Consider the following 10,900-nt stretch of genomic DNA (forward strand, 5'->3'; position numbering starts at 1 on the left):
CCCTCGGCGGCGCGGCGACGCCGAAGGTACTGCGGTTCGTGCCCGAACTGCCCCTCGTGGGCCCCGGCAAGGTCAATAGAAGTGCCGTACGCGGCATTCTGCGTGACCAGCTCACCCACGCCGACGGCGATGCCGAACAATGAGGCGCATGGCGACCGTCGCGCAGTGGATCGAGGGAGCGCGTCCACGCACGCTGCCCAACGCCGTCGCTCCCGTGCTCGCGGGAGCGGGGGCGGCGGCCGAGCTGGGCGCGCTGTCCTGGTGGCGCTCCGGCTTCGCGCTGCTGGTCGCGCTGTCGCTGATCGTGGGCGTGAACTTCGCCAACGACTACTCCGACGGCGTGCGCGGCACCGACAGTGACCGCGTCGGCCCGGCACGGCTGGTGGGCTCCGGCGAGGCCGCGCCCGGCCGTGTGCTCTCCGCCGCGCTCACGTGCTTCGCGCTCGCCGCCGTGTTCGGGCTGGCGCTGGTGGCCTCCAGCGGCCACTGGTGGATGCTCGCGGCCGGCGCGGTCTGCATCGCGGCCGCGTGGTTCTACACCGGCGGTCGCAGGCCCTACGGCTACGCCGGGCTCGGCGAGGTGGCCGTGTTCGTGTTCTTCGGCCTGGTCGCGGTGCTGGGCACGGTGTACGTGCAGACGGGCGCCGTGAGCTGGGAGGCCCTCGGCTGCGCGGTCGCCGTGGGCTCGCTGTCGTGCGCGGTGCTGGTGGCGAACAACCTTCGCGACATCCCGACCGACCGCGAGACCGGCAAGCACACTCTCGCCGTTCGCCTCGGCGACGCGGGAACGCGGCGGCTCTATCTCGGGCTGGTCACCGTGCCGTTCGCCGTCACGGTGCTGCTCGGGCTCGGACACCCGCTGGCACTGGTGGGTGTGGTGACCCTGGTGCTGCTGGGCGCGCCGGTGCGCGCCGTCGTGGGCGGGCGCACCGGCGCGGAGCTGATCCCCGTGCTGCGGGACACGGGAATGGCCATGCTGGCCTGGGCCGCGCTCACCGGCGCCGCGCTCGGGCTGTCCTGAGCACCCGGCAGGCCTGCCTCACGCGGGAAAGATCCCGGTGGTGGTGAACTGCTCGAACGCCCGCAGGTGCGGGCCGATGTCCAGGCCACGCTCGGCCAGCCAGGCGTCGTCGTAGTAGGTGTTGGCGTAGCGCTCGCCGCCGTCGCAGAGCAGTGTCACCACGCTGCCGCGCCGTCCCTCGGCCAGCATCCGGGCGATCACGGTGAACGCGCCGTACAGGTTCGTCCCGGTCGACCCGCCCGCCCAGTGGCCCGTGCGCTCGCGCAGGTAGCGGATGGCGGCCATCGACGCCGCGTCGGGCACCCGGATCATCTCGTCGATCACCTCGGGCACGAACGACGGCTCGACCCGGGGCCTGCCGATCCCCTCGATCCGGGACGGCATCCCGGTGGAGTAGTCCCGCACGCCCGTCTCCCAGGCACCCGCGAAAGCGGAGTTCTCCGGGTCCACCACGGCCACCTTCGTGTCGTGCCTGCGGTAGCGCACGTACCGGCCGAACGTGGCGCTGGTGCCGCCGGTGCCCGCGCCCACGACGATCCACGACGGCACCGGGTGGCGCTCCGAACGGAGCTGGGTGAACACGGATTCGGCGATGTTGTTGTTGCCGCGCCAGTCGGTGGCGCGCTCGGCGTAGGTGAACTGGTCGAGGTAGTGGCCACCGCACTCGGCGGCCAGCCGTTCGGCCTCCGAGTACATCTCCGGCCCGCTGTCCACGAAGTGGCACCGCCCGCCGTAGAACTCGATGAGGTCGATCTTTTCCTGGCTCGTCTTGCGCGGGACCACGGTGACGAACTCGAGGCCGAGCATCCGCGCGAAGTACGCCTCGGAGACGGCGGTGGAACCACTGGAGGCCTCCACCAGCACGGTGCCGGGACCGATCTGACCGTTGACAAGGCCGTAGAGCAGCAGCGACCGGGCGAGGCGGTGCTTGAGCGAGCCCGTGGGGTGCACGGACTCGTCCTTGAGGTACAGGTCGATTCCCCAGTCGAGCGGCAGCGGGAAGACGTGCAGATGGGTGTCGGCGCTGCGGTTGGCGTCGGCCTCGATGACGCGCACGGCCTCCCGCACCCACTCGTGATTCACCGCTGCCCCTTTCCGCCGGTCTCGGTGTCCTCGCCGTCCCGGCCGTCACGCCGGGCGTCCTCGGCTCGATCACGCTCGGCTCCGGCGCCGTCCGCGTTCTCAGCGCCCTCTGTGCTCTCGGCGCCGTCTGCGCTCTCGGCGCGGTCTGCGCTCTCGGCGACCTCTGCGTTCTCGGCGCCGTCCGCGCCGTCCGCGCCCTCTGCGCTCTTGGCGCCCCCGCTGTCTCCGGTGTCCCTGGTGTCCCCGGCATTCCCGGTGCCGTCGGTGCTCTTGTCGGCCGTGTCCCGGTCGGCGGGGACCTCGCCACGCAACTCGGCGCGGAGCCGGGCGCGTTCCCGCGCGCGCCGCTCGTTCCTGGTGGCGATGCCCGCGGTGACCCGCGCGTTGAGAGAGCGGAGCACGAGCAGGCCGACGGGCATCCCGACCAGGAAGCCCACGGCCAGCGCGACAAGCAACGGCACCCGGAACAGCAGCAGCGCACCCGCGATCGCGGCGACGAGCGCGAACCTGGCCAGCAGGTACAGCAGGAGGTCCCGGACGAACGTGTCGCCCCCGTTCCGGTCACGGTCGGTCTCGCTCACGCTGGTCCTCACATTCGTCGAGGCTACGCGGGCGGACGTGGAGCACCGGAAGCACCGTGGCTCTCGTGCCGCCCGAACCGGGCGGTTTGTCCCTTACTACCTCTTTACCTGTTGACAACCGTTCGAGTACCCGGCGGGTGAAGTGCCACGATTGCGGCGCGACAAACGAAGGAGGGCGGACTGTGACCGCGAGCACGGGAGGACGGCTGCTCACGCCGGGAGAAGTTGCGTCGTTGTTCCGAGTCGACCCGAAGACGGTGACGCGCTGGGCCACCGCGGGCCGAATCGGCTCGATCCGCACGCCAGGGGGGCATCGGCGCTTCCGGGAGTCCGAGGTCAACGAGCTTCTGGCCGAGCTGACCACCGACGCGGGCCAGGTCTCCCACGACTGACGAGCACGCCCCGCACGGTGCCGTGAAGGGCCCCTTTCCCGCGTTGCCCGCGGAGAAGGGGCCCTTCACGGCACTGGGCGCGCGGACGGACCCGATCACGGCGAGGCGCGGTCTCCACACGGCCGGGCGTACCCGGCGGCGGTAAACTCGACAATCGGGTTAATCTCGGGTGCGGAGTACCTCTCGCGCAGCACACCGAAGGGAGCGAGCATGCTGTACCTGCTCGCGGCGATCGGCGCCCTCACCATCGCCGTCCTGTTGTGGCGGGCCTTCGGCGCCGAGCGCGTCGGGGTGTCCTCGCGCCGGGCGGCGCCGCTCGCCCCGGACGACGACCCCGACTTCCTCCGCAAACTCGGCGAGCAGCAGCGCAAGGAGGACGACGAGGGCACCGCCTGAGGGAGGACGCCTCCGAGGGCCCGAGCGCCCGTGAACGCGCGGCGGGCTCAGCGCACGAGACGGTCGGCGGCGAATCCGTCGGCCACCGTCGCCGCCAGTTCCAGCAGCGCGTCCCTGGTCTCGCGATGCAGGCGTTCCAGATCGATCTCCGCGCCCTCCTCGAGGTGCGGGTCGAACGGAATCCGCGCCACGGCGCGGACCCGGGCCGCGAAGTGGGCGGCCAACTTCTCCAGATCGACCGACCCAGCGTTCGGGCGCACCGAGTTGATCACCGCGACCGAGCGTGCCACCAGGTCGCCGTAGCCGTGGGCGTCGAGCCAGTCGAGCGTGGCCGAGGCGCTGCGCGCGCCGTCGAGCGAACCGGACGAGACCACCACGAGTGAGTCGGCCGAATCGAGCACGCCCTTCATCGCGGAGTGCATCAGTCCGGTGCCGCAGTCGGTGAACACGAGGTTGTAGAAGCGTTCCAGCAGGTTCACCGCGCGCAGGTAGTCGTGCTCGGAGAACGCCTCCGACACCGCGGGATCGGACTCGCTGGCCAGCACCTCCAGCCTGCTCGGACCCTGCGAGGTGTAGGCACGCACGTCGCTGTAGCGGGTGATGCCCTCGGCGTCGCGCAACAGGTGACGCACCGTCGCCGACGTCTCGATCGGGATCTTCTGCGAGAGCGTGCCCCGGTCCGGGTTGGCGTCCACGGCGATCACGCGGTCGCCGCGCAACGACGAGAACGTCGAACCGAGGGCGGTGGTCATCGTGGTCTTGCCGACGCCGCCCTTCAGGCTCAGCATCGCGATCCGGTAGCAGCCGCGCAGCGGTTGGTTCACCCGCGACGCGAGCTCCCTGCGCCTGCGGTCGGCCGGGCTCTCGCCCGGGTTCACGAGCTTGCCGGTGCCGAGGTAGAGCCACCGGCGCCAACCGGACTGCGGGGGCCGTTTCATCCTCCGCACGAACTGGGCGCTGTCGAGGTCGGCGTGCCCGTGCTGCGCGGGGCGTCCCTGCGGTTGCGGCAACGGGACGCCGCCCGGCCCGGCCTGCGGAGGGCCCGCGTACGGCGGATGCGGCGGCGCACCGTACCCCGGGTGGACGTAACCCGCGTACGGCTGCCGGGGCTGACGCGCGTCCTGATAGGCACCGTTCGGGTACGCCGCCGGGTACGGGCCCGCCGCCGGGAACGGTCCGGAGACCGGCCCCGCGGCCGGCGGGGCGTGTCCGGCCGGATGCGGGTAGCCGACGGGCGGCCCCTGAGCCGGGCCGGTCCCGGCCGGGTAGGGCGTGGAATCCGTGCTCGCCTCCGAGAGCAGCGGCTGGTCGTGCCCGCCGTCGTGGTCAGGTTCGGTCACCACGTCGCTCCTCCGCCTCGGTTACGAGATACCCCCTTGCGCGTGTCCCCCGTGCGACGGTAGTCCGAGTCGGCGCGGAACGTCAGCTGACTCCCGCATACGAGTGAAGACCGGCCGAGACGAGGTTCACGAAGAACAGGTTGAACACCGTCACCGCGAACCCGACGACGTTGATGGCCGCCGCCCGGGTACCACGCCAGCCCGCCGTCGCACGGGAGTGCAGGTAGGCGGCGTAGACCACCCACGCCACGAACGCCACGGTCTCCTTGGGGTCCCATCCCCAGAACCGGCCCCACGCCGCCTCGGCCCACACCGCGCCGCAGAGCACACCGAAGGTGAACACCGGGAAGGCGAAGACGGTCGTGCGGTAGGCGATCCGGTCGAGCACCTCGAGCGCGGGCAGGCGCGGACCGAACCGGGAGAACGACGCCGGATTCCGTTCGTGCCGGGCCCGCACCAGATACAACAGGCTCGCCACCCCCGGCACCAGGAACACGCCGGAGGACGCCGCCGCGGCGGCGACGTGGATCACCAGCCAGTACGACTGGAGCGCCGGCTGCAACGGGGCTGCCACGGCGTAGAGCATCGTGCCGCCCACGAACATCAGGATCACCACGGGCAGCAGCACGAAGGCCGACAGATGCCGCACCGGGTACCTGCGCAGCATCACCAGCCAGGCGATCACCGTGACCAGGCAGATCGCCATGATGTACTCGTACATGTTGCCCCACGGCACCCGGCTGGTGGCCATGCCGCGCAACACGAGCGCGGCCAGGTGCAGCAGCACCGCGAGCACGGTGAGGGCGACACCCATGCGTCCCAGGCGTTCGGGGCGGGTGCGCTGTTCGCGTGACGGGTCCGAGGCGCCGGTGGTCATGCCCTTGGCGGTCAGCACGGTGACCGGTGCCGAGCCCCCACCGCCGGAGGCCGACGCCGTGGCGAGCCGCTCGTCGCGGGTGCGCGCGGCGGCCTGCCTGCCCTTCCTCCCGAACGACTGCTCGACAAGGAAGAACACCATCGCCAGCACGTAGACCGCCACCGCCGTGGTGTAGGACCAGTCGCTGAACTGCGACAACGTCTCGTCGACCGGCATCAGCGCGCCTTTCCGCCCTCGGGCTCACGATGCAGCAGGTCACCGGCGATCACGGTGAACTCCTCGCCGTACCCGGCCTGATCGGTACGAGCGAGCCCGCCCAACTCTACTACTGTACGTCGGAGATCATCGTCGTCCGGGGCGGCGGGCGTGACCCGCACCCAGAAGCGGCGCCGCTTCACCGCCAGGGAGGCGCCCAGGCCGACGAACATGGCCACGGCGAAGCCCAGCACCCATACTTGCGTCGGGTCGTGCGAGACCTGCAGCGACGCCCACTGATCGACACCGTCGAAGCTGATCCGGGTGCCGTCGGCCAGCGTGATCTCCTCGCCCACACGCAGGTTCTCCCGGGCGACACGCTCCAGCCGCCCGGCCTCGACCATCGACTGGTCGATGCCGAAGATCGACTGCGACCGTCCGGCCTCCACGGCCAGCTCCCCGCGCATGACGTCCACGGCCACCGCCGGGTCGTTCAGCCCGGGGTGTGTCGAGGTGAGGATGTCGCCGTGGAAGGCGGCGGTCGGCGCGAACAGGCCCGTGATCGCGAGCTGCTGCTCCCGGCGCCGTTCGGAGTCGGTCACCCCTGGCGGGTCGAACTTGGTCGCGCCCTGCGAGAGCATGGTCGTCTCATCGCTCGGCCGCCACTGGATGGTTTTCGTGCGCACGTCGCCGTCGGGGTAGGTCACGGTGAACGTCGGCGCGTAGCCGTGACCGAGCAGATAGACCCGGTCGCCCGCCGTGCGCAGGGGTTCGTTGACCTCGAGGTGGTACGGCCGCCACGTGCCGGACTCCAGGTCGGCACCCGACTGGTACTGGATGTCGGCCTCGTAGGCGATCGGCTGTCCCACGCCGGTGTAGGTCGCGTCGAAGTCGTTGACCCGCACGCAGAACGGGCTCAGTCGCGTGCCGTCGACCCGCAGGCCGGGATCGAACGAGTCGTAGTTGAAGGTGCCGGAGTTGCAGAACTCCTGCCCGTCGGCGTGGACGATGACCTGACCCTCGTACGAGTACATCGCGCCCAGCGCGAACGCGACGATGAGGCCGAGCATGCCGAAGTGGAACACCAGGTTGCCGGCCTCGCGCAGGTAGCCCCGTTCGGCGCTGAGCGAGCGGACGCCGTCGGCCTCCTCCCGCTCGACGGTCCGCCACCCGCGCAGGCGCTTCCGGGCGGTGGCGAGCACCTCCTCGGGCGTCGCGTCGGTCTCGGCGCGCACGTGGTGCGGCAGGCGGGCGAGGTTGCGCGGTGTGAGCACCGGCCCGGCCCGCATCGCGCGCAGGTACTCGGTGGTGCGCGGCAGCAGGCACCCGACCAGCGACACCATGAGCAGCAGGTAGATCGCCGAGAACCAGACGCTGGAGTAGACGTCGAAGAACTGGAGCCGGTCGAGCAGCCGACCCCACCAGCCGTGTTCTTCGATGTAGGAGGCGGTCTCGGAGGCGTTGAGCTCCCGCTGCGGCAGCAGCGCGCCGGGCAGCGCGGCCAGCGCCAGCAGGAACAGCAGCACCAGCGCCGTGCGCATCGAGGTCAGGCCGCGCCAGGTGTTGCGGACGAACGCGAGGGCGCGGCGGGTCCGCGTGGGCCGGTGGCCCGCGGGGCTCGGGCGGGACTCGCGGGAGACGGTGTCGGTCACAGCGGCAACCTCGTGTCCACGATGAACGCGTTCCGCATCCAGCTCACCAGCTCCATCCACAGGCCGGTCACCAGCAGCACACCGACGGCGAGCAGCAGCACACCGCCGACGATCTGCACCGTCCGGCCATTGCGGCGCAGCCAGTCGGTGGCATGCACGGCCCAGCGCGCGCCCGCGGCCAGGAGCACGAACGGCAGGCCGAGGCCCAGGCAGTACACCAGCACGAGCAGGAACCCCCGCAGTGCCGCGTCACCGCTCGCGCTGGCGATCATGAGCACGCCCGAGAGCGTCGGCCCCAGACACGGCGTCCACCCGAGACCGAACACCGCGCCGAGCACAGGGGCACCCCACACACCCGCGCGGGGGACGTGGTGCGGGCGGGTGTCGCGCTGGAGGGCCGGGAAGAAGCCCAGGAACACCAGTGCCATCGCGATGATCACGACACCGCCGAGGCGTTGCAGCAGCTCCTGGTTCGTCAACAGCGCGTCCGCCAGCCAGACGAGGCTGCCGACGGTGAGGGTGAACACCACGGTGAAGCCGAGCACGAACAGTCCGGCCGCGCCCACGACCGCGCGCCTGCCGTGCTTACGCTCCTCGCCCCCGCGCACAGCGGGCGCGTCGGAACCGACCAGCGCGGACAGGTACGCGAGGTAGCCGGGAACGAGCGGCACCACACACGGGGACGCGAAGGAGATCGCGCCCGCGAGCAGCGAGAGGCCTGCCGCGAGCAGCAGCGGCCCGGACACCGCCAGCTCGTTCACCGCGTCCACGAGCCTCAGCGTAGGGAATACGAATCCTGTGAAGCCCACCGCCTCACCCGCCACCGGCGCGGACGAGACGCAGGCCACGCCGACGCCTCGGCGGCGGGTACGGGGTGACTCCGGCGCGGAACGGCTACCGCGCCGGGCAACTCGCGTGCGGGAAAGGGCAACTCGCGTGCGGGAAAGGGCAACTCGCGGGTGAGGAGGGGCAACTCGCGGGTGGGTCAGGCGGCAGGCTCGGCGGCGAGGCGGTTGACGACCGGGCGGAGGTCCTCGGCCAGGACGTCACGGAGGAAGATCGCGGCGACGCGGCCCTGGCGGTCCACCACGATGGTCGACGGGACGACGCTGCGCGGGTAACCCGTCAGGTTCAGCAGCGACCGGCCCGAAGGGTCATAGATCGACGGGTAGGTCAGGCCCCGGTCCCGCATGAAGTCCTGGGGGGCCGAGCGGTCGTAGTCGCGCAGGTCGATGCCGAGCAGCCGCACGCCGTCGTCCCGGGTCTCCTCGTAGAGCGCCTGCAACTCCGGCGCCTCCACCCGGCACGGCCCGCACCACTGGCCCCACAGGTTGATCAGCAGCACCTTGCCCTCGAAATCGGAGGCGGCGATGCGCTTGTTCGGGTCGAACAGGTCCTCCCCCGCGACCTCCGGCAGCGGCTGCCGCTCGGACTCGGCGTAGTGGATGTCGGTCTGCCCGCCGGGCGAGACGAACTCGTAGCCGCCGCCACCCCCGGAGCACCCGGTGGCCACGAGCACCACGGCCGCGAGCACCACGGCCAGCGCGCCACGCCGTGCGGTCGGTGTCACTGACCCGGTGTGCCGGGTACGGACGGACTGCGTTCTCCGCGACAACATGCGTGCCTCACCTGAGCGGGTCGTGCGGGGAGCCGGGCGGCCGCGCGGGGGCGGTTCCCGGCTCCACTGTGCCCATCGATGTTAGGCGAGCGCCTCAGAGTGTGACTTCCACGCCACCGCTGAAGGCGGAATCGTGCAGTTCGAGTGTGGCCGGTGTCGCGTCCTCCGGGATGTCGAACACGACGACTCCCTCGAGCGTGTTGCCCGGGTTGATCTCCTCGAACAGGGTCTGGTTCTCCTGCCCGACATACACCCCGGCCTCGGTGTCGGCCGAGAACTCGCGTCCGTCGGAGTCGAAGAGCTTCTGGTTGTCCCCGAACAGGCTCTGCGGCTCGTCGCCGATGTTCTCGACCGTCATCGAAACCAGGCAGAACTGGCCCTGCGCCTGCTTGCCGAGGAACTCGTCGCCGACCTCGGCGTGCCCGCAGTCCACCTCACTCACCGTGAACTCGAACTTGCCGTCCCGCGCGGGCGTGTTCAGTCCGACGGTCTCCGACTCCGCATCGCCGTCCGAGTCACCGTCGGCGACCTCCTCGACCCCGTCCGCACCGGTCGACGTCTCCACGGACCCGGCATCGGCGTTACCGTCCGAATCGCCGCCGCCACCCATCGCCGCGCCGATACCAGCCAGTACGACGACGACGAGCACGCCCGTGAGGATCTTGTGCCGGGCGAACCAGTTCCCACCCGAGGGGGCCTGCTCCTGCTGGGACGACTGCTCTTCGTTGCTCACTCTCTCGGCCTTCCTGTCACTGCTCGACTTGCCTCGATGAGTAAACCCGACGTCTCGGACAGGAGGGCAGGAAGGTTACCGAATCGTTCACGCTCGGTGATCGAGGTCTCGAAGCGGCGTCGGCCTCGGGTTCAGGCGCCCGTGACGGTCGGGTCCGTGCTGCCCGCCGGTTCGCTGTAGACGACCTCGACCAGCGACTCACCCGCGAAGACCAGGCTCGTCAGCGACGCCAGCGAGCACTGGCGCCGCCGGGGGTCGTGCCAGAGCCGCCGCCCCTCGACGAAGCGGCGCAACGTCCAGATCGGGAGCTGGTGCGACACACAGACCGCCTCGGCACCCTCGGCCGCCGCGCGGGCGGTGTGCACCGCGCCGAGCATCCGGTGCGCGATCTCCAGGTACGGTTCTCCCCACGACGGCAGTACTGGGTTGCGCAGCTTCGACCAGTGCCTCGGCTGCCGCAGCGCCCCGTCGCCGACACTGACCCGCTCACCCTCGAAGAGATTGCCCGCCTCGATGAGCCGTTCGTCGGTGCCGACGTCGAGCCGGTGCGCCGCCGCGATCGGACCGGCCGTCTCCTGCGCCCGCTCCAGCGGCGAGGCCACGACCGCGACCACGTTGTGTGGCGCGAGCGTCTCGGCGACCGTGACGGCCTGCTGCCTGCCCCGCTCGGAGAGCGAATAGCCGGGCATCCGCCCGTAGAGCACGCCGTGCGGGTTGTACACCTCGCCGTGCCGCAACAGGTGCACGATCGTGCGCAACGCCCCGTCGTGACGCCCCACGCCCCGCGAGTCCGCGCGTCTGGGGCCGCCCGCCCGCAGGACGCTCGACCCCGACGGAATGCGGGTGGACTTCCGACAGGAGGTGTCGGCGGACCCGGTCGGCGGGTCAGGACCGGCCGAGTACCGCGTGCAGGAATTCGCGGGTGCGCGGTTGCTCAGGGTCGGAGAACAGCTTCTCCGGCGGCGCCTCTTCGATCACCTGTCCCTGGTCGAACATCATCATCCGGTCGGAG

Annotated in this window: 12 protein-coding genes and 1 pseudogene; 3 read left to right on the forward strand and 10 right to left on the reverse strand. The window is 71.1% G+C overall.

What is annotated here, in order from left to right:
* Positions 1–148 precede the first annotated feature (148 nt).
* Entirely contained in the window at positions 149–1,021 is an 873-nt protein-coding gene (locus SACSA_RS0108285) for a 1,4-dihydroxy-2-naphthoate polyprenyltransferase (RefSeq protein WP_019814985.1), read from the forward strand.
* An 18-nt stretch (positions 1,022–1,039) separates the two neighbouring features.
* Here SACSA_RS0108285 and cds1 read toward each other — a convergent pair whose 3' ends face one another.
* Positions 1,040–2,104, reverse strand: coding sequence for an L-cysteine desulfhydrase Cds1 (gene cds1 / locus SACSA_RS0108290; RefSeq protein WP_019814986.1), 1,065 nt, complete (start codon positions 2,102–2,104; stop codon positions 1,040–1,042).
* Positions 2,101–2,685 (reverse strand): DUF4229 domain-containing protein, encoded by a 585-nt coding sequence (locus SACSA_RS25920; RefSeq protein WP_019814987.1) that lies wholly within the window; start codon positions 2,683–2,685, stop codon positions 2,101–2,103. Before SACSA_RS25920 ends, cds1 begins: the two co-directional genes overlap by 4 nt.
* Before the next feature lie 182 nt (positions 2,686–2,867).
* On the opposite strand from SACSA_RS25920, the gene SACSA_RS0108300 reads away from it, so the two are divergent.
* Together SACSA_RS0108300 and SACSA_RS0108305 are read left to right on the forward strand one after the other, a co-directional pair.
* On the forward strand, positions 2,868–3,077 hold the full coding sequence (locus tag SACSA_RS0108300) for a BldC family transcriptional regulator (protein ID WP_019814989.1): 210 nt from the start codon (positions 2,868–2,870) through the stop codon (positions 3,075–3,077).
* 210 nt (positions 3,078–3,287) lie between these two features.
* Complete coding sequence (locus SACSA_RS0108305; RefSeq protein ID WP_019814992.1) at positions 3,288–3,473, forward strand: hypothetical protein; 186 nt, start codon at positions 3,288–3,290, stop codon at positions 3,471–3,473.
* Positions 3,474–3,520: 47 nt separating this feature from the next.
* Here the strand turns inward: SACSA_RS0108305 and SACSA_RS0108310 are convergent, their stop codons facing one another.
* The 8 genes and pseudogenes from SACSA_RS0108310 to SACSA_RS25175 form a co-directional block, all read right to left on the reverse strand.
* The gene (locus tag SACSA_RS0108310; RefSeq protein ID WP_028661676.1) at positions 3,521–4,813 is read right to left on the reverse strand and encodes a MinD/ParA family ATP-binding protein; all 1,293 of its coding nucleotides are present in this window, start codon (positions 4,811–4,813) and stop codon (positions 3,521–3,523) included.
* 82 nt (positions 4,814–4,895) lie between these two features.
* Entirely contained in the window at positions 4,896–5,906 is a 1,011-nt protein-coding gene (gene ccsB, locus SACSA_RS0108315; RefSeq protein WP_019814994.1) for a c-type cytochrome biogenesis protein CcsB, read from the reverse strand.
* On the reverse strand, positions 5,906–7,426 hold the full coding sequence (gene resB, locus SACSA_RS0108320) for a cytochrome c biogenesis protein ResB (RefSeq protein WP_157596737.1): 1,521 nt from the start codon (positions 7,424–7,426) through the stop codon (positions 5,906–5,908). Before resB ends, ccsB begins: the two co-directional genes overlap by 1 nt.
* A 107-nt stretch (positions 7,427–7,533) precedes the next feature.
* Positions 7,534–8,307 (reverse strand): cytochrome c biogenesis CcdA family protein, encoded by a 774-nt coding sequence (locus SACSA_RS0108325; protein WP_019814999.1) that lies wholly within the window; start codon positions 8,305–8,307, stop codon positions 7,534–7,536.
* Between the two features lie 215 nt (positions 8,308–8,522).
* Complete coding sequence (locus tag SACSA_RS0108330; RefSeq protein WP_019815001.1) at positions 8,523–9,107, reverse strand: TlpA family protein disulfide reductase; 585 nt, start codon at positions 9,105–9,107, stop codon at positions 8,523–8,525.
* Between the two features lie 142 nt (positions 9,108–9,249).
* Entirely contained in the window at positions 9,250–9,888 is a 639-nt protein-coding gene (locus SACSA_RS0108335) for a DUF4352 domain-containing protein (protein ID WP_019815003.1), read from the reverse strand.
* A gap of 131 nt (positions 9,889–10,019) precedes the next feature.
* Positions 10,020–10,646: a histidine phosphatase family protein gene (locus SACSA_RS0108340; protein WP_028661679.1), complete on the reverse strand. Its 627-nt coding sequence runs from the start codon at positions 10,644–10,646 to the stop codon at positions 10,020–10,022.
* A gap of 127 nt (positions 10,647–10,773) precedes the next feature.
* Positions 10,774–10,900 (reverse strand): annotated as a pseudogene (locus tag SACSA_RS25175) (L-cystine ABC transporter ATP-binding protein YecC); the annotation flags it as partial.

Source organism: Saccharomonospora saliphila YIM 90502, assembly GCF_000383795.1.
GTDB lineage: Bacteria > Actinomycetota > Actinomycetes > Mycobacteriales > Pseudonocardiaceae > Saccharomonospora > Saccharomonospora saliphila.

Bases quoted from the DNA above. Each gene is read 5' to 3' on its own strand.
- SACSA_RS0108285 (WP_019814985.1), top strand. From the start codon at position 149: ATGGCGACCGTCGCGCAGTGGATCGAGGGAGCGCGTCCACGCACGCTG.
- SACSA_RS0108305 (WP_019814992.1), top strand. From the start codon at position 3,288: ATGCTGTACCTGCTCGCGGCGATCGGCGCCCTCACCATCGCCGTCCTG.
- ccsB (WP_019814994.1), bottom strand. From the start codon at position 5,906: ATGCCGGTCGACGAGACGTTGTCGCAGTTCAGCGACTGGTCCTACACC.
- resB (WP_157596737.1), bottom strand. From the start codon at position 7,426: ATGCGCACGGCGCTGGTGCTGCTGTTCCTGCTGGCGCTGGCCGCGCTG.